Genomic DNA, 25,399 nt, shown 5'->3' on the forward strand with positions numbered 1-25,399 from the left:
AAAAAGACGCAATTCTGTAATTACCTATATAGGTAAGTATTTATTCACTTCAAACTGCATTAGATCATCCTGCCTTAATAAATAGTCTTTAAACTCAGTATTGGCTTTAACATGACCTAAATGGTCAATTTCAATATTTTGAAGTTGCTTATCATTTTCCAGTTTGTGAATCAGTGAACCAGTCAAACCCAATTTAGTAAACTCAGTATTTCTTTTAGTGCTAGTTCCATAAATAAATTTATTATATTCGTCTTCGGTAATTAATTCTAACTCTTCAAGAAGTGAAACGTATTGGTTTAATGTATACGAAACAAAGTCACTCTCGATTTTCAGCTTGACTAATGCAAGATTAACTAACTCTTTTTGACTCTTATTACTTAAATTTAAATAAACTAATCTACCTGAGGTATTCGCATTGCCAGTGTCTTTCGCAACTTCACCATAAGAGGGACCAATGTAAAACTCTCTGCCACTTTTTTTATCTTTAATCGAATAAAAGTATTTAACGATGCTATTAATATGCTCCTTCAATGTAAACATGTGCATATTATTCACAAATGCATTATAAAAATTTCTAGCTTTTTCATTTTTCAATCGTGCAACAGATAGCTCTAAAAACTCATCATCTAGATCTTCAATGAAAACGTGAAAAACTTTAGTGATCACATCAATTTCAGACCAATTTCCCAAGCTAACTAACCTATCTTTCCGCTCTCTAATTAACTCTATTACAGCATCTGGATTCCGATATACAGAAAAAAGTCCGGCTTCAATGAAAGCTGCCCTAAATTTATTTTCAGGGATATGCGAAAGGTTCACCAAGAACTCTTCCCTTTCTTTAATTTCAGTAGCTCTATTTAGTACCTTTTCTTCCTTAAGTCTACCCTCAATACTTGTGGTGTTTTCTATAAACTCTTCGTGTTTTTCAAAATCATATGATTTAAGCGTAGGGTTTTTGATCTCATCAGGGAAAAAACGAGATTTAAGCAATTCAATTTTTTTACTCATATTGCTATTTTTGCGATTGAAATGTTCAGTGTTTACAAAATGAACTTTAGGAATTAATTTATTTAATGAATGCTCTGAGCCACTAAATACTTCATTTAGCCTATTCACTCGGCCAATTAAATTTGTCAGTTCTTTACCCTTTAATGAGAACGTATTCATTATGTACAAATTATCTACTGGTAAATTCACTCCTTCCAATATTACTGAGTTTGCAACTATATATTTTAATTCATTAATCGTTTTAAATTTATATTCTAAGTACTCTTTTACTAAATCAGGTAATTTTCCATGGAGGTATAAAAGACCTTTTTTTACATAATCGACGCAGTAAAAATCATCGTGTACGTTTTTAGATAATATTTTAGATAGAGCTTTAAGTTCATCATTTTCAGCATAATGTAACTCTTCAGAAAGCATAAATGTTAACTCTTCCACTTTCTTTGGGGTTCTTAAATATAGGAAGTTTTTATTACATTTATTTCTTAGAATATAATCCAGAAAAGTACCTTGCTCACCAATTGGATAGAAGTCATTTAGAAATCTATTATATAGGTAACTATTACCATCTAACCTGTACTCAAATATATCGGGCTCTTTAATATTTAACTCTATTTTTCTTTCATATATTTCTTGTCTATCGTCTGTTTGCAAATTATTGCTATCAGTGATCAATGGGGAAAAATAAAATACTTTCGAATTTGTATTTCTAATTTTATTTTTTCTAATTAGACGACTTAATAGAATGCTTCTGCTGGATGAGTCAAACAGATTATGAGCTTCATCAATGATAAGGGCGTCAAAAAATATCGCATAATTTTTGAGTAAGCGAAGTGCTCTTTCTTGTGTAAATACTGCAATAAATTCATCTTCGTTGTCATACATTTCATCGTGAAAAATCACTTTCTCTTTTGTAAATGCTTGGCTTACCATTCTATAAGTTTGTGTAAGAAGTGATTTAGTCGGTACAATAATTGCTATTTTATTAAGATTTAAATTTTCAATAACATCTATGATTAATGAACTTTTACCGAATGATGTAGGAGCAATATAAGAATTATCCTGTTCTTCAGTTGAAATCATCTCTTTTCGGAATTTATTTTGTTCAAATGTCTCAGTAATATCCTGATATTTAAATCTTTCAAGTTGGTTATCAATTAGAAAAGATTGTAAGTTATTTTGTGAAATAAGTTTATTATCAATTATGTACTGTGATATTGGATAGAAGCCAAAATTTGTACTTAAATCAAACAAAGGAGTGTAGTCGTTAGTTTTAAGGCTATATTTTAGGATGATGAAGTAACTAAACTCAAAATTTGTACTTGTCCTTTTATCTTTAGAGTATTCTTTTAAAAATGTAATTGCGCAACTCAAAAGATAAGAATATTCATAAGAAGATAACTCCTCTTCTTTTGTAAGTTTCATAAATAACATTAAAAAATATTCGTCTTTACCTAACCATGACAAGCTAATCGATACACTCATAATGGTAACTCCAAATATTCAATAAACTTATCACTACTATTCTTAGTTATACATATCATTCTTGTTGTTTTTGCTTTAATGCCAGTTAAAAACTCTATATCAAGATTTAATATATCCGTCGAAAATCCATCATCCCAAACACCATCTAAAAAGATAGTTGAACATGGGATGATATTAAACTCATCTACTTCTCTAAATTCTCCAGAATCAAATAAGTCAGAAAGGGCTTTAATTTTTTTTCGAATAGTCCCCTTGCATTGAACATCTATATGACTTGCATGGTTATAAGCATTTTTCCAAGGATTGTTTGTACCTTTTTTACTGGTTCCTTCAACGTTTGTTTTAACGTCATCATAAGCTTTTTTTATCTTCGATTTGTGGCTTATATTCTTCGTTGAAGATTTTCCTGATTTACTTTCTACAATATACTCTTCATTGTCCTTAGAAAAATAACCATCAAATCCCTTTTTAATAGACCCTTCTTCAAGGTTAAAAAATAAAAACTCTTGTTTGAAGCCATTTTCATTTAAATACAAATGTACAAAAAATTCAGCAATAGCCCCTAAGATAGTTCTTTCATCTTTTGTTGATAAAAATTTTAAGAAGTTTTTCTTAACTTGGATTACAGTGCTGTCAGACTCTCCTTCACAAATCCCTACAATGCGACTATCTAATAACTTTATTTTATCATCAGTTAATAATTTAAAATCAATCACATGTAGTTCAATATCACCTGTAATATTTCTAATTTCAGCTTCTAGCATGTCAATTCCATTTGCAATTTTAGTATCGTCTTAATTTAATCACACATTCCATGCTATCAGGTTGATTTAAAATAATATAGAGAATACATATTGGTAATAAATAAAAATTAGTTTAGTTACTTAAAGCTCTAATTTAAAGGATATTTATCATGCTTTATCTAATTATTGATATAGATACCTTAAAACACATCTAAACAAGCCTTTTATGCACGACACCATCTATTAGGTAAAACTGACAAAAAGGACAGGTACATATTTTTGTCAAAAAACTGTAACGCGCTAAAGCACGTCCTACATATTAGCTGAACCTTTTTCTCTTCAACCTTTAATCTAAAATAAAAAAGCCGCTGTTCATTACAAACAGCGGCTTTCGTCTTAAGATTTACAAGCTTAAAGCTTGCTTAACTTAAACTTGATTTTTATTGCTTACCAATCACTTCAAGTCCACCCATGTACGGGCGTAACACTTCTGGTACTACAACTGTGCCATCGGCTTGTTGGTAGTTTTCTAGTATGGCTACGAGTGTACGGCCAACGGCTAAACCTGAGCCATTTAGTGTATGTAGTAACTCTGGCTTTTTAGCCCCTTCACGGCGAAAACGTGCTTGCATACGACGTGCCTGAAAATCTACCATGTTTGAACATGATGAAATTTCGCGGTAGGTGTTTTGCGCTGGTAACCATACTTCTAAGTCGTAGGTTTTAGCTGAGCCAAAGCCCATGTCGCCCATGCATAAAATTACTTTGCGGTACGGTAGTTCAAGCTCTTGTAGTATTTGCTCTGCATGACCTGTTAACTCTTCAAGCGTTGCCATTGAGTCTTCTGGTTTTACCAGCTGTACAAGTTCTACTTTATCAAACTGGTGCTGGCGAATTAAGCCGCGAGTGTCGCGACCATAGCTGCCGGCTTCACTTCTAAAACATGGCGTGTGTGCGGTTAAACGAATTGGCAAATCGCTTTCGTCGTAAATTTCATCGCGTGCACTGTTAGTAAGTGGTACTTCTGCTGTAGGGATTAAGCTAAAGCCTGATTGCTGTTCGCCATCGTCGTTTACAAGGCCTAGCGTGTGGAATAAATCGCCCGCAAACTTAGGTAATTGGCTAGTACCGTATAGACTTGCGCTATTTACTAGGTACGGTACGTACATTTCTGTGTAACCGTTTTTGTCTGTGTGGGTGTCTAGCATGTATTGCGTTAATGCACGATGCATACGCGCTACTTGGCCGCGCATTACAGTAAAGCGTGCGCCACTAATTTTAACGCCCATTTCAAAGTCTAAGCCGTTTAAGTCTTGGCCTACATCAACGTGATCTTTCACGTCAAAATCAAACTTTTTAGGTGTGCCCCACGTTAAAATTTCAACGTTGTCGTCTTCGTCTTTACCTGCAGGTACTGATTCGTCTGGCAAGTTTGGAATTGCTAAAGCAATGTCGTTAATTGCGGCTAATACGACATCTTGCTGCGCTTTTGCTGCGTCTAGTTCGCTACCTAAGTTAGCAACTGCATCAAGTAGCGGTTGAGCGTCTTCGCCTTTGGCTTTAGCTTGGCCAATTGCTTTTGCGCTTGCATTACGCTGACTTTGAAGTTCTTGCGTTTTTACTTGTAATGTTTTGCGTTTTTCTTCAAGTGCCGTGACCGTCGCTACATCGAGTTCGTAACCGCGAGCCGCTAAGCGTGCTGCAGTTTGTTCGATATCTTGACGTAAAAATTTAGAATCTAACATGTTAGTTTTTAACCTTTTTGCATTACTAGCTGAAGGCCCAGCCAAGCCATAAAAATACACACCATCACGTTTAAGATGATATTGAGGGCCATTTTAATAAAGTGACCTTGTTGTAACAACAACAGCGAATCCATTGAAAATGTTGAAAAGGTGGTTAACGCACCTAAAAAGCCAACCCCGATCAGGGCTTTAGCAGGGCTTTCGGCGATTATATCTTTATCTAGTAAACCGTACAAAATGCCCATCAACAATGAACCCAGAATATTAACCGCCAACGTGCCAAAAGGGAATCCCCTACCGAGGAGTTTTAGCATGCTTTCGCTAATAAAAAACCGTAAACACGCTCCTGAGGCTCCACCAAGGGCGATCATCATATAAAGTTTAATCATTTTCGTATCGTTTAAGTGGGCTTTGCGCGTCGCGCTCTTTTAGGTAATCGAGCTTTTGCTTAATTTTTTGCTCAAGGCCACGATCGCTCGGTAAGTAATACTCCCTACCTTGCATTTCTGGTGGTAAATACTTCTCTCCGGCAGCAAAAGCGCCTTCTTCGTTGTGCGCATAACGATACTCAGCGCCATACCCCAAGTCTTTCATTAAGTTGGTTGGCGCATTGCGTAAATGCTCTGGCACGGGGTAACTTGGCTCGTTTTGGGCATCGGCCTTGGCTTGATTAAACGCCATATACACCGCATTACTTTTAGGTGCGCTGGCTAAATAAAGTGTGGCTTGAGCAATTGCGCGTTCGCCTTCGCTTGGGCCTACTCGCTGAAAAATATCCCATGCGTTTAGCGCCACTTCCATAGCGCGCGGATCGGCGTTACCAATGTCTTCTGTAGCAATGGCAAGTAATCGCCTAGCTACATATAATGGGTCGCCACCACCGGCTAAAATACGGCAATACCAGTACAGCGCGCCATCGGGGGAGCTGCCACGTACTGATTTATGAAAGGCTGAGATTAAATCGTAAAATTCATCGCCGCCTTTATCGTATTTAGCTAAATGTGTGGGCAGCACTTGGCTAAGTACATGCTCGTCTACGTTGTATTGGCCGTTTTGCTCCGTGGTTAAATCAACCGCTTGCTCTAGTAAGTTAAGTACTTTTCGCGCGTCGCCACCACTTGCTTGGCACAGTGCTTTTTTAGCGTTGTCGGCAATTATTATGTGTTTTTGGTTTAATTGTTCGTCTTGTTTGAGTGCACGATCTATTACTGTGTATAGGTCGGTATCGGCAAGCGATTTTAAAACATACACCCGCGCCCGCGACAAAATAGCGTTGTTAAGTGCAAATGATGGGTTTTCGGTGGTTGCACCTACAAATATAAACGTACCGTCTTCTATATGTGGTAAAAATGCATCTTGCTGAGATTTATTAAAACGGTGTACTTCGTCAACAAACATTAAGGTGCGTTGGCCACGGCTTTGTAGGTTTTCGCGCGCCTGCGTAACGCTGTCGCGAATGTCTTTAACGCCTGCAGTAACTGCCGACATTTGAATAAGCGCAGCATCAGCATGGTTGGCAATTATTTGCGCGAGCGTTGTTTTACCTACGCCCGGCGGGCCCCACAATATTAAACTATGGCAGCGCCCTGCAACAATTGCCTGATGCAGTGGTTTATCGGCGCTGAGTAAGTGCTGCTGGCCAATGTATTCATCAAGCGTTGTTGGGCGCATACGCGCTGCGAGTGGGCGCACATCGGGCCCAAAGTTAAATCCTAAGTTACTCACCGTTACTCTGATCGTCTATTTCAACACCTTCAGGAGGCGTAAATTCAAAGGTGCTTTTATCAAGCGGCGTATTAACTTGTGCATCATTAAAAGTAAACGACGATAACTGCCCTGAATTATCGGTTACCACTAATTTAGCCAAACCTTGCTCGTTACCAGCAAAGGTTATATCTAGCTGCTCCACTTGGCTTTCTACGCCTTTGTTTGGCGTTACGCTAAAGCCGCTATTTGTAGCCAGTACGCTGTATTTCTCCCACTGCGCTGGGTCTTTTGAGGTAAGTAACACAAACGGCGTTGAATCTATAAGGCTGCTAGTTTGCATAATAGTTACTTGCTCGGCAAAACTGTCGAAGTAATATGTTTTATCCCCATTTGATACAAATAATGTATCGTCTGGATTAGTTTGCTGCCAGCGGATCATCATAGGTTGTTGCAGGGCAATTGTGCCCTCGCCTTGCATTACTGCTTGGCCTTGTTTGTCTGTTACTTTTTGCGAGAACTGAGCTTTAAAGCTTTTTAGCGATGCGAGTTGATCTTGTAATGCTTGGCTGTCGTCTGCAAAGCTTGGCGTAGCAACTAAGCTGCCAAGTACTAATAATAAGGTGTTAAGTTTTTTCATTAATTTGCTCCATTAGGTACTAATACATCGCGAGCGCCATTGTGGCCAGCTGAACTCACGATACCCGATGTTTCCATTTGTTCTACTAAGCGTGCTGCGCGGTTATAGCCAACACGTAATTTACGTTGCACAGACGACACCGATACTTTACCGGTTTCAATTACAAACGACACGGCTTCGTCGTATAGCGGATCGTTTTCTTCATCTGCGTTTTCGCTGGCTTCACCCGGTAATAAAATATCCTCGTTCGCGTCGCCATTAAGTATTTCGTCTATGTAATTTGGTTTAGCACGGGCTTTCCAGTCGTTTACTACTGCGTGTACTTCGTGGTCGTCTACAAACGCGCCATGCACACGCTCAGGAACACTTGTACCTGGCGGTAAATACAACATATCACCCATACCTAGTAAATTTTCGGCACCTTGTTGGTCAAGTATAGTGCGCGAATCTATTTTACTCGATACCTGAAACGCCATACGCGTTGGTATATTTGCTTTAATTAAACCGGTAATTACGTCTACCGATGGGCGCTGTGTTGCCAGTATTAAATGAATACCTGCGGCACGTGCTTTTTGCGCAATACGGGCAATTAGCTCTTCTACCTTTTTACCTACAATCATCATCATGTCGGCAAATTCGTCAATTACTACCACTATACTAGGTAGTTTTCCAAGCTCATCTGGGCCATCTTTCATGCCATCGGTGTCTTTAAATAATGGGTCCATTATTGGATAGCCCGCTTCTTTGGCTTCAAGCACTTTTTGGTTGTAACCTTTTAAGTTACGTACACCCAAAGCCGACATTAGCTTATAACGACGCTCCATTTCGCCTACACACCAACGTAGTGCATTAGCGGCTTCTTTCATGTCGGTAACTACTTCACACAATAAATGCGGAATACCTTCGTATACCGAAAGTTCAAGCATTTTAGGGTCAATCATGATCATTCGTACATCATCAGGCCCCGATTTGTACAGTAAGCTTACTATCATCACATTAACGCCCACTGATTTACCCGAGCCTGTAGTACCGGCTACCAGTAAATGCGGCATTTTGCCAAGGTCGGCACATACCGGCTCCCCGGCAATATCTTTACCTAAGACCATGGTGAGTGGCGATGGGTTTTGCTCAAATTTAGGGGCGTTTATTACTTCTGATAAACGCACTATTTCGCGATACTTGTTAGGCAGCTCAATGCCTACATAGGTTTTACCCGGAATAACCTCAACCACACGTACACTAATTGCCGAAAGCGAACGGGCTAAATCTTTTGCTAAACCGGTAATTTTAGACACCTTTATACCGGGTGCTAAATCTAGCTCAAAGCGTGTAACAACTGGCCCTGGGTATACTGCTACAACCTTTGCTTGTACGTTAAAGTCGAGCAGTTTTGTCTCTACTAGTCGCGATACTGTATCGAGCTCTTCTTGCGAAATAGGGTTTTTAGCTTTGTCGGGTCTGTCGAGTAAATCAAGCGATGGTAATGGCCCTAGTGGCGGCTCTTGATTTAGTAATTGTTCAAATTTTTCTTTGGCTGTTGGCGGCGGCTGATACGCAGCTTTTGGCTTGTTCATTGGCCTTGCTGGCGATACTACCGTAGTTACTGGCTTTTCAGGCTCTACTACTGGGCTCTGATCAAGTGCATTAAGTGCAGCTTCTGTATCCATTGGATCGTCATCTATGGCGCTAAAGCCAATTTCTTGATCGAGAATATCATCTAGCTCGTCAAACGGCATAAATTCGTCGCTAATTTGCGGCTCATTAAATGGCGTTTGCGGTTTGTTAATTGATTTTTGTTTATTTACTTTTTTGGTATTTGTTTCATCGGCTTGCTCGTTGGCGTCTGGTTCAAATTGTGCGTCTATTTGCTGATTATCATTACCTGCTAAACGCTCTCGGTTTAACCAGCCTTTTACATAATTGCTTATGTAACGATAAAAACGAACGATTAAATCACCTAAATAATCAACAAAATCAACCCACGATACGCCCGTTAATAATGTTAAACCGGCAAAAAAGAAGCACAATAATAGTATTGAAGTACCGGTAAAGTTAAATGCTGGCATCATTGCCGATTCAATCACATCGCCCACTACCCCGCCTGATGAAAAGTTATAAATATCATCAAAATTAATGCTGCTAATAGCGGTAGCTGAGGTAATAAATAAAGCAAAACCAATAACACGCAATGCTAAGGTGGTGTAGTCGAGTTGTAAAATTCGGTGCGGTTGTTTAAATAATAAATAACCAAATATCTGAATTGCGGCCGGTACTAAATAAGCCAACCAGCCAAAAGTGAGTAATAATATGTCAGCAATCCATGCACCCGCAGCGCCAGTAATGTTTTTTACTTCGCTAAAGCTAGTTTGCGACCATGCAGCATCCGCCGGATCAAAGCTGATTAAAGCACATAAAATAAATATTGCTGTAAAAGTGCTGATTATCAGCCCTGTTTCTAATAGCCTTTGCACACCGTTTAGGCGCATAATTCCCTATTCCTCTTTATTATTTTTACACTCACTTAGCAGTGGAATACCTTAGCAGGAAATGTATTTTGTTGCACTTTATCTTAACCTTGATGGCCTGATTATGAACAAGTTTTTATAATTTAAACTTATATTATGCGAAACTAATTATAAATTACTATATTAGCCTATAAATAACACACATATTGTAAATCAGCTTAAGCAACATAGGGGCGAATAATTACGCCTTCCTCGCCTTTTACTTCTTCCATTACTACATAAGTACGACTTTCGCTAACATTGGGTAACTTTAAGAGTATATCACCCAGTACTCCTCGATATTCTGACATGTCGTTTACCCGCGTTTTAAGTAAAAAGTCAAAATTACCCGATACTAAATGGCACTCTATTATTTCGTTATGCTTTTTAACTGCAGCACTAAATTCGTCAAATACATCTGCCGATGTTTTAGTAATTGTTACCTCAACGTATACCGATAAACCTTGGCCAAGCTTAGCCGGATCGACCACAGCCTTGTAACCAAGTATATAACCTTCTCGCTCCAACTTTTTTACACGCTCTAAACAAGGTGTCGCACTTAAGCCAACTCGTCGGGCCAGTTCCACATTAGATAACCGCCCATCCTGTTGTAATTCCACTAATATTTTGCGATCTATTCTATCTAATAGTGTATGCATACTCACCTAGTTTATTATTCTGTTTAAAAGCCAAAAACAGATATTATCACTATAATATGTTAAAAAAAAGGTAAGACACACTAGCAACTCATGAATATAATAGTGAAAAAACTTATCCCGTTCTAACAAGGCAAAATTATGATTATAGGTGTACCTAAAGAAATTAAAAACCATGAATACCGCGTAGGTATGGTTCCTGCTAGTGTTCGTGAGCTCGTTAATCACGGCCACCAAGTATTAGTGGAAACAGATGCGGGTATGGGCATTGGCTTTACTAACGACGATTACGTACAAGCCGGTGCTGAAATTTTAGCAACACCTGCTGATGTATTCGCAAAAGCCGAGATGATAATTAAAGTAAAAGAGCCACAAGCGATTGAGCGTGCCATGCTGCGCGAAGATCAAATTCTTTTCACTTACTTACACCTTGCCCCTGACTTACCACAAACTGAAGACCTAGTTAAAAGCAAAGCAATTTGTATTGCATACGAAACAGTCACAGACTCTCGCGGTGGCCTTCCTCTTTTAGCACCTATGAGTGAAGTAGCAGGTCGTATGTCTATTCAAGCAGGCGCACAAGCACTTGAAAAAATAAATAAAGGCAGTGGTATGTTACTTGGTGGCGTACCGGGCGTTGAGCCAGCTAAAGTAGTTATTATTGGCGGCGGTATGGTTGGCCGTAGCGCTGCCCTTATGGCGGTTGGTTTAGGTGCAAACGTAGTAATACTTGATCGTAACATTGATGTATTACGCGCACTAGACGCACAGTTTGGCAACAAAGTACGCGCTATTTACTCAACTGCCGACGCACTTGAAAAACACGTACTAGAGGCCGATTTAGTAATTGGTGGTGTACTTATTCCAGGTGCAGCTGCACCTAAACTAGTAACTGCTGCGCACATTAAAGCCATGAAACCAGGCTCTGCAATTGTTGACGTTGCCATTGACCAAGGTGGCTGTATTGCCACCTCTAAAGCAACTACCCATGCTGATCCTACGTTCATTGTTGATGACGTTGTTCACTATTGTGTTGCTAATATGCCGGGCGCTGTGCCACGTACTTCTACGTTTGCACTTAACAATGCAACCTTGCCGTTTATTATTAACCTTGCAAACAAAGGTTATAAAAAGGCATTGCTTGACGACGCTCACTTCTTAAAAGGCTTAAACGTAATAAAAGGCCAAGTAACTTACAAAGAAGTAGCACAAGCGTTTAACATGGAATATGTTGATCCTCGTACTGCGCTAGAAAACGTTTAATTTAGCGTAAAGCACTCAAGCATTAACTTACTTGAGTGCTTTAGAGTAAACATTAGTGCAAACAAAAAAAGCAGCTATTAGCTGCTTTTTTGTTGTATAGATTTTAAATTTATAAGCTTATATAAAACGTTTAATTATAAAATCTACTTTTACACGTTTTGCTTGGCCAAGTAACTTTTTAACCGCTTGCGGATAATCGTCCATGGTTTCTAAATCATCTGGGCCAGTTAAACGGCGACAGTGCTGCAGAATTTCTTGCTTTTCGTTGTCAATATCTTGCATTATTGTTTGCTGTGGATCTTCAATTAAAATACCATTTTCAACATCTAGTCCCCACGCCCGCGGGTTAAGGTTATGACCACTGAGTAAATGTACTTTTCTGTCTGAACAAATGCCTTTTAAATGAAACGAATTACTGTCGTGCTTCCATAAATAAACGTTTAAATTACCGTTATCAATATGGCGTTTTTGCGTTTTAACAAATTTATGCAAAATAGTTTCGTATAAATACGGCAACGCGCCTATTTTACTAAATGGCTCGCTAGGCGGTACATAAAAGTCGTTGGCCGTTTTATCGCCCACTACAATAGTGACTTGCTTACCTTGTTTTAATAAGCGGCGTAATGAGCGCATTAACGGCGCCGGAAAATTAAAGTAAGGCGTATACAACACTAGCTCTTGCTCGGTGGCGTCAAACATGGTTTTAATTAAACGATTAAGTTCGTTATTGCGTCGCCCTAATCCTAAAAACAAACGAATACCTAAGGACTGAGTATTATGCAGCTCGGCGCTGTTATACCTTGCTGTTTTTAAATCACGCATTAATTGCTTTTGATCTAATCTAAAATCATTAAGCTTTGGCAGCGGGCGGCTATCAATACGCGGCACTGCATTTGAGCTAAGTAATGTTGTTTCAATAAAGTCTATTACAGCATCGCACAATGCGTTTTGCGTAACTAAAAAGTAACGATCGAGGCGATAACGGTCGTTATACTCTAAATACACATTATTTATACTCGCGCCGCTATAAAGCAAGGTGTCGTCAATCACAAAACCTTTTAAATGCAATACGCCAAATAACTCTTTCGCTTTTACTGGTACGCCGTATACCTGCACGTTCGATTGAAACTTTTCGAGGTAATCACAATATAAACTGGCATTCCCCTCAGATTTTTCGGCACCAATAAGGCCACGTTGCGCGCGATGAAAATCTACCAGCACTTTTATTTCAAGCGCTGGGTTAGCTAATGACACCTGGTGCAGTGCCTCTAAAACTTCACGTCCGGCTTCATCATCTTGTAAATAAAGCGTGGTTATATAAATTCGTTTTTTTGCGTTGGCAATTAAACGTAGCAATTGCGTACGGTACTCTTGCGCATTGGTTAAGACGTTAAGGTCTTTTGAAGTCAACCCAAATGCGGGTTTTTCCTGCCAAAATAACATAGTTGCCTATTCACTTAGGTCACATAATCTTTCAGTGACAAATCAAAATTAGGTAAAACATATCAAAAAAAATCAAACCGGTCATGAATTAACGCAGTTTTGTTGCGTATTAGTCTGTTTATTGAACTAATTTTACTTATTAGACATAAATTACTCCATTTTAAGTACACAATATTGCACAGCTTTAAAATTTGTTAAAAAAATTAATCACGGATTTTGTTTACTTCCTGCTTGTTTTTCTTAGAATCGAGCGCATTACAGAGTGAATTAAACGTTTAGGAAAAAACCATGACTGAAGCAAAACATTGTAAGTTACTTATTTTAGGCTCAGGCCCCGCTGGTTACACTGCCGCAGTTTACGCAGCCCGCGCAAATTTAAACCCGGTATTAATTACTGGTATGCAACAAGGTGGCCAATTAACCACCACTACCGAAGTAGAAAACTGGCCTGGCGATGCGCATGGCTTAACTGGTCCTGCGTTAATGGATCGTATGAAAGAGCATGCTGAGCGCTTTGAAACTGAAATTATATTTGATCACATAAATAAAGTAGACGTGTCTAAACGCCCTTTCACTTTAACTGGCGACCAAGGCACTTACACCTGTGACGCACTTATCATTGCAACAGGCGCGTCTGCTAAGTACCTAGGCTTAGAGTCAGAAACAAATTTTCAAGGCCGTGGCGTATCTGCGTGTGCGACCTGTGATGGTTTTTTCTATAAAGGACAAAAAGTAGCGGTTGTTGGCGGCGGTAACACAGCTGTTGAAGAAGCGCTTTACTTATCTAACATTGCCGATGAAGTGCATGTAATTCACCGTCGTGATAGTTTCCGTAGTGAAAAAATATTAGCCGACCGCCTAGCTGAAAAAGCAGCAAACGGTAATGTGGTAATGCATTACAACCGCACGCTTGACGAAGTATTAGGTGACCAAATGGGCGTTACCGGTGTGCGTATTAAAGATGCAAACTCTGATGCAACCGAAGAGTTAGACCTAGCGGGCGTATTTATTGCTATTGGCCATAAGCCAAATACCGATATGTTTGTTGGCCAACTAGAAATGAAAGACGGCTATATAATTGTTGAGTCGGGCCTTAATGGCAACGCTACACAAACTAGCGTACCAGGCGTATTTGCCGCTGGTGATGTGTCGGATCATATTTACCGCCAAGCAATTACTTCAGCCGGAACAGGTTGTATGGCAGCATTAGATGCTGAGCGCTTTTTAGATAATCTATAAGCAGTTAAGTATTTAGTGAAAAAGGCTGATAAATCAGCCTTTTTTTATGTCTAAATTATAGTTACACTTTTGTTATTCGTTTTTATTGAAGTATTGTATGAAAAAGCAGCTGTACCAGCTAAGTAATACCGATATAGCATTTCCTCCTATAGAGTGCGCTCTCGACTCCCCCGACGGTTTACTCGCTATTGGTGGCGATTTAAGTTTAGCGCGGCTAAGTAACGCTTATAATAATGGTATATTTCCGTGGTTTAGCGAAGACGAGCCAATAATGTGGTGGTCGCCCAGTGAGCGCGGCATTGTAGAGCTCGATAATTTTCATATTAGTAAAAGCCTGCGCAAGCATTTAAAAAAGCACCCGGTCACCGTTACTATAAATAATGCCTTTATTGAAGTGATTGAAGCATGCTGCGAGCAACGCATTGATACCGATGGTACGTGGATCACCTCTGACATGCTCACTGCGTACATTAACGCCCATAACGCAGGCATTGCTCATAGTGTAGAAGTGTGGCGCGAGGGAGAGCTTGCAGGTGGCTTATATGGCATTATGCAAAATGGTGTTTTTTGTGGCGAGTCGATGTTTCATCATCAAACAAACTGCTCTAAGCTGGCTATGTGGGCGTTGGTTAATTGGCTTAAGCGCCATAACGCGCATTTTATTGATTGTCAGCTCGAAAACCCCTATTTAATGTCGTTAGGGGCGACAGTGATCCCACGCCCTGCATTTTTAGCTAAACTACACGCAGCGCAAAATTATAAAGTAGACCCTGCTATGTGGATACCACAGGAGCTTAACGCTATTTATGAATGAACATATTCCTGCACGCGCTGGTTTAAGCCAAGAGTTTGCTTGTAGTTATTTACCCAACCGCCAAGAGCAGTTATTGGTCATTCTTGATCCAAGTTGCTACAGCAGCGATAAATTTGAGTCTTTGCTGGCGTTAGGTTTTCGTCGCAGCGGTAACCAAATTTACCGCCCGCACTGCCCAACTTGTAGCGCATGTAGCTCTGTACGTGTATTAGCACAAGAGTTTATTGAGACAAAATCGCACAAACGTAAACTAAACAAAGCAAAAACACGCTTTGAAGTTAAATATTCTAACCAAGAGCGCCCGCAATACTTCGCGCTGTACAGTAAATATATTAGTTTGCGCCATCAAGACGGTAGTATGTATCCTCCTGATAAAACACAGTTTCAGAGTTTTTTATTATGCAGTTGGTTAAACATCACTTTTATAGAACTTTGGGATCAAGACAATTTAGTTGCGGTTGCTGTAACTGATTGTATGGACAAGGCTATTTCAGCTATTTATACTTTTTTTGACCCCGACTATGAGCAGTATAGTTTGGGTACTGTGATGATTTTACAGCAGCTAATATTTGCTAAAGCACAAAATAAGCACTACGTGTACTTGGGCTACCAAATAGACGAATGTCCTAAAATGAACTACAAAACGCAATTTTTACCGGCGCAAAAACAAGTCAAAGACCAGTGGTTGACTATTTAATTTGCAAAAATAGCCGCTGCGCCTTTACTTATTGGCGTATTTTGGGCAGAATCTGCAGCGTTTAACTATTAAAGAGGTGTTACGCTAAACATGGCGAAAGAAGACGTAATCGAAATGCAAGGGACAGTCCTTGATACTTTACCAAATACAATGTTCCGAGTTGAGCTAGAAAATGGTCACGTAGTTGTGGCTCACATTTCAGGCAAAATGCGCAAAAACTATATCCGTATTTTAACCGGCGATAAAGTAACGGTAGAAATGACTCCTTACGATTTATCGAAAGGTCGTATCGTATTCCGTGCTCGCTAAGTAAGTGCGTAAACGAGATTTAGTTTTTGGCTAGTGTTTCACTAGCTTTAAGCGTTTATTAAATGTAATTGATGGATATTAACTAGCAATTACATTTAATAAACAAAAAACCCAGCCTTGCTGGGTTTTTTGTTGTCTATAAAACATTACAAAAAAAGGCCTGCTTTTTAAAAGCAGGCCTTTTTATTTAACTCATTTAGCGCATATTAAACTAAGCTGGTGTTAAATCACTTTGATAATCAAAGCGAATTTTTTTATCTTTAACCGATACTTTAACCGTACCGCCTTCAACAAGTTCGCCAAAGAGTATTTCGTTGGCTAATGGTTTTTTAAGCTGCTCTTGGATAATACGTGCCATAGGACGTGCCCCCATCGCTTTATCGTAACCTTTGTCAGCCAACCATTCCCGTGCTTTAGCACTTAGCTCAAGATTAACTGACTTTTTATCCAGTTGCGCTTGAAGCTCTACAATAAACTTATCAACCACAAGTAAAATAACGTCTTTATCAAGGTGATTAAACCAAATAATGTTATCTAAACGGTTTCTAAATTCTGGTGAAAATACTTTATTAATTTCACCCATTGCATCGTGCGTATGGTCTTGCTCGCTAAAACCAATTGACGCACGCGTTGTTTCTTGCACGCCCGCATTGGTGGTCATTACCACGACTACATTTCTAAAATCGGCTTTGCGGCCGTTATTATCAGTTAATGTACCGTGATCCATTACTTGCAACAATATGTTGTAAATATCTGAATGCGCTTTTTCAATTTCATCTAACAGTACTACCGCGTGCGGGTTTTTAATTACCGCTTCAGTGAGTAACCCACCTTGCTCAAAACCAACATAACCTGGTGGCGCACCAATTAGTCGACTTATTGCATGGCGCTCTACGTACTCCGACATATCAAAGCGAATAAACTCAACACCCATACATTTAGCTAGCTGTTTAGTTACCTCTGTTTTGCCTACCCCTGTTGGGCCTGCAAATAAGAACGACCCTACCGGTTTTTCTTCGTTGGCTAAACCAGAGCGCGATAAGCGAATAGCTGATGTAAGCGCATCAATAGATTGATCTTGCCCAAACACCAACATTTTTAAATTGCGGTCTAAGTTTTTTAGCGTTTCTTTGTCGCTAGATGACACACTTTGCGGTGGAATACGCGCCATTTTAGCCACAATGTTTTCTATATCGGCAACGCCAATGGTTTTTTTACGTTTAGAGCTAGGCAGTAAACGTTGGCTTGCACCGGCCTCGTCAATTACGTCAATTGCTTTGTCGGGCAAATGGCGTTCATTAATATATTTTGCACTTAGCTCTGCCGCTGCTTTTAACGCTTTTTGCGTATAACGAATGCCATGGTGCGCTTCGTAACGCTCTTTTAAACCATTTAATATTTTAGTGGTATCGGCAACACTCGGCTCAAGCACATCAATTTTTTGAAAGCGACGTACCAATGCACGGTCTTTCTCAAAAATATTTTTATACTCGTTATAAGTTGTCGAACCCATACAGCGTAATTGCCCACTAGAGAGTAGTGGCTTAAGTAAGTTTGATGCATCCATAACTCCACCCGATGCCGCGCCGGCACCAATAATGGTATGAATTTCATCAATAAATAAAATAGAACCCGGTTGTGCTTGCAACTCTTTTAGTAAGCTTTTAAAGCGTTTTTCAAAATCGCCACGGTACTTAGTACCTGCCAATAATGCGCCCATATCAAGCGAGTAAACAACTGCATCGGCAATTACTTCGGGTACTTGCTTATTTACAATACGATACGCTAAGCCTTCTGCAATTGCTGTTTTACCAACACCTGCTTCGCCTACTAATAGTGGGTTGTTCTTTTTACGACGACACAACACCTGTACAGTACGCTCTACTTCACTATCGCGCCCTATTAATGGGTCAATGTGGCCTTCGAGCGCTTGTACGTTTAGGTTAGTGGTAAAGCTGTCGAGCTTGCTTGCTTCTTCGCTTTGCACTTCTTGTACATCTTCGTGAATATCGTCGGTGTCATCGCCTAATTCATCATCGCCTTTGGCAATGCCATGCGAAATAAAATTAACAATATCGAGACGTGATATGTCGTGTTTTTTAAGTAAATAGACTGCTTGGCTTTCTTGTTCAGAAAAAATAGCCACCAGCACGTTTACGCCTGTCACTTCGTTTTTACCCGATGATTGCACATGAAAAACAGCACGTTGCAATACACGTTGAAAACCAAGTGTTGGCTGAGTTTCACGCTCTTCTTCTAAATCTGGAATAACCGGCGTGGTTTCGTTAATAAACTCAAGGAGTTCAGTTTTTAACTCTGCAACATTTACTGCACAGGCACTTAGCGCTTCCCCAGCAGATGGATTGTCCAAAAGCGCAAGTAAAAGGTGTTCTACCGTCATAAACTCATGACGACGTGTACGCGCTTCGCGAAACGCGCTGTTCAAAGTAAGTTCTAAATCTTTATTTAGCATTGGCAACCCCTTACAGAGATAATAATTTTATACCATTACAATCGAACGAAAGATCATTCGCTTGGTATTTATTCCTGCTCACAACTACATAGCAGTGGATGCTCGTTATCCCTTGAATACCGGTTAACTTGTTCAGCTTTTGTATGGGCTACATCTGAGCTAAATACGCCACAGATCCCCTTCCCTTGTTGATGAATTTGCAGCATCACGTCGGTTGCTCTATCGCTATCCATATTAAAAAACGTCATCAGGACCTCAATCACAAAATCCATTGGCGTGTAATCGTCGTTATTTAAAACAACTTTATATTTTCGCGGTGGTTGCAGCTTTTGCTTTTCCTTGTCGCGAACGATGTCTATAACACCTGAATCTTTCATACCACTCATAATTAAATATAGTCTTGTCTTTGTAACTCAAGCAAACTTGAATAAAAAAATAAATAAAATGTTAATAAATAGATCAAAACACTTGACTGACTGGCTAAATAAACTACAGTCAAACATAGATTGATTAAACCTTAGTCAGTCTAGCAAATTATACAGTTTAGATTAACTAAATTAGTGAACTTATAGAAGGATGTAGAAGTATGGCTTGTGGTAAAGTCAAATGGTTCAATAATGCCAAAGGTTTCGGTTTCATCGTAGAAGACGGCTGCGAGAATGATATTTTCGCTCATTACTCAACAATTGTAATGGACGGCTATAAAACACTTAAAGCTGGTCAAGATGTAACATTCGAATTAGAACAAGGCCCTAAAGGCTTACATGCTAAAAATATAGCGCCTAACGGTGATATTATTGAGTGACTGTTATTTTGTTCTACTAAAGCGAGTGACCTGTTTAGATCCTCGCTTAATTCCTTCAACATCTTTTTTATCATCTCTTCTTCTGTATTAATAGCCTCATTATCTGCAAATTCAACCCTTTTCCTTGAATTTATTTTATCTACCCCAATATTTTCTATATTGAATGTTAAATATCAATTTGTATTAAATACGCGAATATACCAATAACATTAAATTAATGAGTAATTTCGGCGCAAAACAAATGGCTTAACAATAGGGTTAAATAATGTACCCCATTGTTTTACCTTAGTTATTTTAAAAGTAACCAATAAGTCATTTAATACGCAAGCATGCTCATATTTTTAATAAAATTGGCATTTACTATAGCGACAAGTAAAAAAGCTTAATAATTAAGCATAAATTTAAATGTATAGTTATTCTATATGAAAATTTTAATGCCATTATGAAACTTTAGTCCGTTAGAACGATCAATGTTTTTAATTCAATTGGTATAACTACTTGGATGGTGCTTGCAAAAACTAGCCCTTTTAAACCAAGCTTGTTACACTCTTTACCCTAAAAATAACGTATTAACGCTAGCCTAAAGGCTAATTTATTTTTATTAAATGTTTAGTTATAAATACGGTACTAGCTGGTCAGGTGTGACTATTTTGCTTTATATAAATATAGGGCAATAAACACCTAACTGACTGCTCGTTGCTCCATTATTAACGCTTTAATGTATTACCAATACTGGTGGCAATGATTTCTTTGCATTGTTGAATATGGTCGTTATGGCCAACTATCTAGGAATGATGATGACATCAAAAATTATCTATACAAAAACGGACGAAGCTCCGGCACTCGCAACTTATTCGTTGCTACCTATCATCCAAGCATATACAAATGCGGCAGGTGTTGAAGTTGAAACTCGCGATATTTCATTAGCAGGTCGTGTAATTGCAAGCTTCCCTGATTATTTAACACCAGAACAACGTATTAACGATGCACTGGCTGAACTTGGCGAACTGGCTAAAACACCAGAAGCTAACATTATTAAATTACCAAACATCAGCGCCTCTGTACCACAGCTTCGCGCGGTAATTAAAGAGCTTCAAGCTAAAGGTTATGCACTTCCAGAATACCCTGTTGAGCCTAAAAACGATGAAGAAAAAGCAATTCAAGCTGCGTACGACAAAATTAAAGGCAGTGCAGTAAACCCAGTACTACGTGAAGGTAACTCAGATCGTCGTGCACCTGGTTCTGTAAAAGAATATGCACGTAACAACCCGCATTCAATGGGTGCGTGGAGCAAAGATTCTGAATCTTACGTTGCTAGCATGAGCGAAGGCGACTTTTTTGGTTCTGAGCAATCAGTAACTGTTGATACAGCCACTGATGTGCGTATTGAACATGTTGCAACTAACGGCGACGTTACTGTGCTTAAACAAAGCACACCGCTTTTAGCTGGCGAAGTTATTGATGCATCAAGCATTAGCGCTGCTAAACTGCAAGCTTTCTTAGCTGCCGAAATTGATGCTGCTAAAGAAAAAGGCGTATTATTCTCGCTGCATATGAAAGCGACAATGATGAAAGTATCTGACCCAATTATTTTTGGTCACGCTGTAAAAGTATTCTACAAAGATGTATTTACTAAGCATGGTAAACTTTTTGAAGAGCTAGGTGTTGATGTAAATAATGGTTTAGGCGACGTATATTCTAAAATTCAAACATTAGACGATGCTAAGCGCGAAGAAATTGAAGCAGACATTCAAGCTGTTTACGCTAACCGCCCCGCTATTGCTATGGTTGATTCTGACCGTGGTATTACAAACTTACACGTACCAAGTGACGTGATCATCGATGCATCTATGCCTGCTGCAATTCGTTCAAGCGGTCAAATGTGGAATAACGATGGTAAATTACAAGACACTAGCTTTGTAATTCCTGATCGTTGTTACTCAAGTGTTTACCAAGCAACTATCGATTTTTGTAAAGAAAATGGCGCGTTTGATCCAACAACAATGGGTAGCGTTCCAAACGTTGGCCTTATGGCTCAAAAAGCTGAAGAATACGGTTCACACGACAAAACATTTGAAGCAAAAGCGGACGGTTTTATCCGTGTTGTTGATGCAAATGGTAATACATTACTTGAGCACAGTGTTGAGCAAGGCGATATCTGGCGCATGTGTCAGGTTAAAGACGCACCAATTCAAGATTGGGTTAAGCTTGCAGTAAATCGTGCACGCGCAACAGGCGTTCCTGCTATTTTTTGGTTAGACGAAAACCGTGCACATGATGCGCAGCTAATCAAAAAAGTAAATAAATACCTACCAGAGCACGATACAGCTGGCCTAGATATTCAAATTTTAGCACCGCTTGAAGCAACTTTATTCTCTTTAGCGCGTATTAAAGAAGGTAAAGACACGATTTCTGTAACAGGTAACGTTTTACGTGATTACCTTACAGATTTATTCCCAATTTTAGAGTTGGGTACAAGTGCTAAAATGCTGTCAATTGTTCCACTTATGAACGGTGGTGGCTTATTTGAAACTGGCGCAGGTGGTTCTGCACCTAAGCATGTGCAACAATTCGAAAAAGAAAACCACTTACGTTGGGATTCTTTAGGTGAATTTTTAGCACTTGCTGCATCGCTTGAGCACCTAAGCGTAACGACGGGTAACAACAAGGCACAAGTACTTGCTGACACCCTAGATAAAGCAACTGGTACTTTCCTTGCAGAAAACAAGTCGCCTTCACGTAAAGTAAAAGAAATTGATAACCGTGGTTCTCATTTCTTCCTATCTTTATTTTGGGCACAAGAACTTGCTAAGCAAAATGACGACAGCGAACTTAAAGCGCAGTTTACGCAAATTGCTAGCGACCTTGAAACTAACAAAGAACAAATTGTTAGTGAGCTAAACAACGCTCAAGGCCCAGCGGTAGATTTAGGCGGTTACTTCCAGCCTAACGACGATGCTGCTTTTAAAGCGATGCGTCCAAGCACTACCTTTAACGATATTCTTGCTAAATTAGTATAATATTGAAATGAATTTAAAAGCCGCTTACTTGCAAAAGTAAGCGGCTTTTTTATGTCTAAAATTTTACAAATAAAAAGGCCGCTATTTATAAAATAGCGGCCTTTTTAGTAGTAGCTTTAACCTCCAATATATAGGATGTTTAGCTTAGTTTCTGATTACTTAGTATATGCGCGTGGCATACTTGACTCAGTTGTATAACGGTCACGCAGTTTATCTTGGCGAGATTGTGTAGATACCTCAACCCCATTAATAAACATTTTGCTCACGTGGCTGCTAAGCTCAAACGGATCATTGCTCCACATAACCACATCGGCCGCTTTACCTACTGCTAGGCTGCCTGCATTAATGCCAAATACATCAGCCACGTTTGCTGTAACTGCTTTTAACGCACCTTGTTGGCTCATACCATACGATACAGCATTACCCGCATCAAAACGTAGCTGGTAAACATTATGACTGGCATCGCCGCCCACAGTTAGCAGTACTTTTACACCGGCCTTTTCAAGTAATCCTGCATTATTTAAACTCGCATTTAATGAGTCAAAACTACCTGGCAAACTATCCATAGCACTAATGATCACTGGAATGTCTGCTTTAGCTAAACGCTCTTTAACTACAACAGCATCTTGCGCACCATTAAGTACAAAGTTAATGCCAAACTGCTGCTTTACTTTAATAAGCTCAACTATATCGGCAGCGCGAGATACATTAACGATTAATGGCATTTCACCGCTAAGTACTTTAGCCATTATTTTATCTTCGGCGGTTGGCTTTTTGTCATCTTTTTTAGCTTTTTTATCGGCTTTCGTTTGATGTTCATCAAGCTTATTTATAAGCGTTTGCAAAGTAAACGCACGCGAACCTTTACGGCGCTCACCTAAATTAACCACTAGTGCCACTTGTTTTTGCAGTACGCTTTCAAAACTACCACTTAAATCAACTACACTAGCAAGGCCTGCAAAAATACTCTCGCCGCCCTGTGGGGTGATCACATCGCGTGTAATTCCGCCTTTACGTGCGTAAGGAATTAACCCCGAGTGGCCGTTAAAAGCTAAACTTGCATCAAAATCAATACCGGCTTTTTCATCGCCGCCATCGCGTGAGCCTGCAACCGCGCCTACTTCAACTAAACCTAATTGGTTAATACTGGCAATAAAGCCAGGCGTTACTATTTGGCCCTTAGCATCAATAATTTTGTCGGCTTTTACAGCGCTTGGATTAATGGCAGAAATTTTGCCATCAGTCATTACAATGCTCGCGCCCTCTAATACACCTTGCTCTGTTGAGGTGTGTAATGTGGCGTTAATAATTGCCAGTGACTGCGCATTAACCGCGCCTGCTGCTAATAACCCTGCAGCAACCAGAGAAAGCGAAAACGAACGTGATAAATTTTTCATTCTGGGTGCTCCTTATTGTTGACCTAACATAAAATCACTTGTTGCCTGATACGTGCTATCGTTTCTATCGTAAACTTTTGCACCATCAACAAACACTTGCTCAGCTTTAGCGTAAACACTAAACGGACTTTGGTTCCAAATAACCACATCGCCCTGTTTACCGGCTTCGAGTGAGCCTGTTTTATCATCAATTCCTAGTGATTTTGCCGCATTAGCGGTGATCCACTTAATTGCGTGTTGCTCCGAAATATCAAAACCATTTTGATTAGCGCGGAACATTACCTTAGCGGCCTCTTGGTTTAAGCGCTGAATAGTCGTATCTGAATCAGAATGAACTACCGCACACGAGTTTTTAACCGCATCAACAATGGCCACATTTTCTTGCACCATGTCGTAGGCTTCCATTTTAAAGCCCCACCAGTCTGGCCAAAGCGCAGCACATGAACCGTTTGCAGCTAGCATGTCGGCAATTTTATAGGCTTCTATACCATGATGAAAAGTACCCGCGTGATAATTAAATTCTTTTGAAAGATCAATCATCATCGCCATTTCTTCTGCTTTATAGCAATGGTTATGAATGCGCACTTCGCCCTCTAACACTCCTCGCAATGTATCGTATTTAATATCGCGGGTAGGTGCTGCTGGGTTTTTACCCGCTGCATAATCGCTATCGTATTTATCCCACGCGCGTTTGTATTCTACAGTTTCGGCCCATGCCATTCTGTAACCGGCCATGTTCCCCATACGGGTTGACGGTAACTTGCCTTTACGACCATAAACGCGTTTTGGGTTTTCGCCACACGCCATTTTTAAGCCGTACGGCGCATCTGGAAATTTCATTGCTTGCATTGTATGCGCTGGTACGTTTTTAAGTGTTACGCCGCGCCCACCAAACAAGTTAGCAGAGCCAGGTAATATTTGTAGTGAGGTAATACCGCCTTCGCGAGCACGATTAAAGCCTGGATCTTGTGGCCAAATAGAGTGCTCTACCCATACTTCTGCTGTATTTGGGCTGGTCATTTCGTTACCGTCTTGATGTGACTCAACCGAGGGGCTTGGATATGCACCTAAATGTGAGTGAACGTCAATTATACCCGGTGTTACCCACTTGCCTTGAGCATCAATTGTGGTATCTGCTGATGCAGTTAAATCTTTGCCTACTTGTTGTACTTTACCATCAACAAGTAATACATCGGTATCATCTAAGCGCTCGCCCGTACCAGTTAATACAGTGGCATTAGTGATCAGCGTGCTTGATGTAGCAACCACTTTATAAGTACTTGGGTAAGGGTTTTTGTTTATTGTTATTTTATCGTCTTGTGGGCCGTTTTCTTGGCAACCAACAAGTGCAGTTGCTAAGCCAATAGCTAACAATGAGGGAGCAAATTTTTGCATGTTATTCGGTTCTCCTGTTTTTTTGCTACTTTAGCTAAAGCTAACTAATAAAGCTAAAAAAA

20 protein-coding genes are annotated in these 25,399 nt (G+C 39.6%); 7 read left to right on the forward strand and 13 right to left on the reverse strand.

Features of this window, described 5'->3' with window-relative positions; translation table 11 throughout:
• Positions 1-24: 24 nt before the first annotated feature.
• The 8 genes from J5X91_RS00565 to lrp form a co-directional block, all read right to left on the reverse strand.
• Positions 25-2,490: a DEAD/DEAH box helicase family protein gene (locus tag J5X91_RS00565; protein WP_208833851.1), complete on the reverse strand. Its 2,466-nt coding sequence runs from the start codon at positions 2,488-2,490 to the stop codon at positions 25-27.
• Entirely contained in the window at positions 2,487-3,254 is a 768-nt protein-coding gene (locus J5X91_RS00570) for a hypothetical protein (RefSeq protein WP_197119318.1), read from the reverse strand. The genes J5X91_RS00565 and J5X91_RS00570 overlap by 4 nt, the downstream gene beginning before the upstream one ends.
• 419 nt (positions 3,255-3,673) lie before the next feature.
• Complete coding sequence (gene serS, locus J5X91_RS00575) at positions 3,674-4,978, reverse strand: serine--tRNA ligase (protein WP_197108179.1); 1,305 nt, start codon at positions 4,976-4,978, stop codon at positions 3,674-3,676.
• 8 nt (positions 4,979-4,986) lie between these two features.
• Positions 4,987-5,367: a fluoride efflux transporter CrcB gene (crcB, locus tag J5X91_RS00580; protein ID WP_041454454.1), complete on the reverse strand. Its 381-nt coding sequence runs from the start codon at positions 5,365-5,367 to the stop codon at positions 4,987-4,989.
• Positions 5,360-6,703 (reverse strand): replication-associated recombination protein A, encoded by a 1,344-nt coding sequence (locus tag J5X91_RS00585; RefSeq protein WP_208833852.1) that lies wholly within the window; start codon positions 6,701-6,703, stop codon positions 5,360-5,362. The genes crcB and J5X91_RS00585 overlap by 8 nt, the downstream gene beginning before the upstream one ends.
• Positions 6,696-7,322, reverse strand: a complete 627-nt coding sequence (lolA, locus tag J5X91_RS00590; protein ID WP_086998676.1) for an outer membrane lipoprotein chaperone LolA — start codon at positions 7,320-7,322, stop codon at positions 6,696-6,698. Before lolA ends, J5X91_RS00585 begins: the two co-directional genes overlap by 8 nt.
• Entirely contained in the window at positions 7,322-9,808 is a 2,487-nt protein-coding gene (locus J5X91_RS00595) for a DNA translocase FtsK 4TM domain-containing protein (protein WP_011328393.1), read from the reverse strand. The genes lolA and J5X91_RS00595 overlap by 1 nt, the downstream gene beginning before the upstream one ends.
• A 197-nt stretch (positions 9,809-10,005) precedes the next feature.
• Complete coding sequence (lrp, locus tag J5X91_RS00600) at positions 10,006-10,485, reverse strand: leucine-responsive transcriptional regulator Lrp (RefSeq protein WP_011328394.1); 480 nt, start codon at positions 10,483-10,485, stop codon at positions 10,006-10,008.
• Positions 10,486-10,623: 138 nt separating this feature from the next.
• Between lrp and ald the strand changes: the two genes are divergently transcribed.
• Positions 10,624-11,745: an alanine dehydrogenase gene (gene ald, locus J5X91_RS00605; RefSeq protein ID WP_011328395.1), complete on the forward strand. Its 1,122-nt coding sequence runs from the start codon at positions 10,624-10,626 to the stop codon at positions 11,743-11,745.
• A 117-nt stretch (positions 11,746-11,862) separates the two neighbouring features.
• Here the strand turns inward: ald and pssA are convergent, their stop codons facing one another.
• Positions 11,863-13,188 carry a CDP-diacylglycerol--serine O-phosphatidyltransferase gene (gene pssA, locus J5X91_RS00610; RefSeq protein ID WP_011328396.1) on the reverse strand — a complete coding sequence of 442 codons (1,326 nt, stop codon included), beginning with the start codon at positions 13,186-13,188 and terminating at the stop codon, positions 11,863-11,865.
• Between the two features lie 288 nt (positions 13,189-13,476).
• Between pssA and trxB the strand changes: the two genes are divergently transcribed.
• The 4 genes from trxB to infA all read left to right on the forward strand — a co-directional run bounded on the left by trxB (position 13,477) and on the right by infA (position 16,247).
• Complete coding sequence (gene trxB, locus J5X91_RS00615; protein WP_011328397.1) at positions 13,477-14,427, forward strand: thioredoxin-disulfide reductase; 951 nt, start codon at positions 13,477-13,479, stop codon at positions 14,425-14,427.
• 97 nt (positions 14,428-14,524) lie between these two features.
• Positions 14,525-15,241, forward strand: coding sequence for a leucyl/phenylalanyl-tRNA--protein transferase (gene aat / locus J5X91_RS00620; protein ID WP_011328398.1), 717 nt, complete (start codon positions 14,525-14,527; stop codon positions 15,239-15,241).
• Entirely contained in the window at positions 15,234-15,938 is a 705-nt protein-coding gene (locus J5X91_RS00625) for an arginyltransferase (protein ID WP_208833853.1), read from the forward strand. Before aat ends, J5X91_RS00625 begins: the two co-directional genes overlap by 8 nt.
• Before the next feature lie 90 nt (positions 15,939-16,028).
• Entirely contained in the window at positions 16,029-16,247 is a 219-nt protein-coding gene (gene infA, locus J5X91_RS00630; protein ID WP_002962494.1) for a translation initiation factor IF-1, read from the forward strand.
• Positions 16,248-16,458: 211 nt separating this feature from the next.
• On the opposite strand, the gene clpA is transcribed toward infA, so the two are convergent.
• A complete protein-coding gene (gene clpA, locus J5X91_RS00635; protein WP_011328400.1) occupies positions 16,459-18,720 on the reverse strand; it encodes an ATP-dependent Clp protease ATP-binding subunit ClpA in 2,262 nt (753 codons plus the stop codon).
• 68 nt (positions 18,721-18,788) lie between these two features.
• Complete coding sequence (gene clpS, locus J5X91_RS00640) at positions 18,789-19,097, reverse strand: ATP-dependent Clp protease adapter ClpS (RefSeq protein ID WP_011328401.1); 309 nt, start codon at positions 19,095-19,097, stop codon at positions 18,789-18,791.
• A gap of 209 nt (positions 19,098-19,306) precedes the next feature.
• On the opposite strand from clpS, the gene cspD reads away from it, so the two are divergent.
• Both cspD and J5X91_RS00650 read left to right on the forward strand, forming a co-directional pair.
• Complete coding sequence (gene cspD / locus J5X91_RS00645; RefSeq protein WP_011328402.1) at positions 19,307-19,525, forward strand: cold shock domain-containing protein CspD; 219 nt, start codon at positions 19,307-19,309, stop codon at positions 19,523-19,525.
• 797 nt (positions 19,526-20,322) lie between these two features.
• A complete protein-coding gene (locus J5X91_RS00650) occupies positions 20,323-22,545 on the forward strand; it encodes an NADP-dependent isocitrate dehydrogenase (protein ID WP_208833915.1) in 2,223 nt (740 codons plus the stop codon).
• A gap of 155 nt (positions 22,546-22,700) precedes the next feature.
• On the opposite strand, the gene J5X91_RS00655 is transcribed toward J5X91_RS00650, so the two are convergent.
• Positions 22,701-23,942 (reverse strand): amidohydrolase family protein, encoded by a 1,242-nt coding sequence (locus J5X91_RS00655; protein WP_208833854.1) that lies wholly within the window; start codon positions 23,940-23,942, stop codon positions 22,701-22,703.
• A 12-nt stretch (positions 23,943-23,954) separates the two neighbouring features.
• The gene (locus J5X91_RS00660; RefSeq protein ID WP_208833855.1) at positions 23,955-25,337 is read right to left on the reverse strand and encodes an amidohydrolase; all 1,383 of its coding nucleotides are present in this window, start codon (positions 25,335-25,337) and stop codon (positions 23,955-23,957) included.
• Between the last annotated feature and the right edge of the window lie 62 nt (positions 25,338-25,399).

It is taken from the genome of Pseudoalteromonas sp. K222D (assembly GCF_017653575.1).
Taxonomy (GTDB): Bacteria; Pseudomonadota; Gammaproteobacteria; order Enterobacterales; family Alteromonadaceae; genus Pseudoalteromonas; species Pseudoalteromonas nigrifaciens.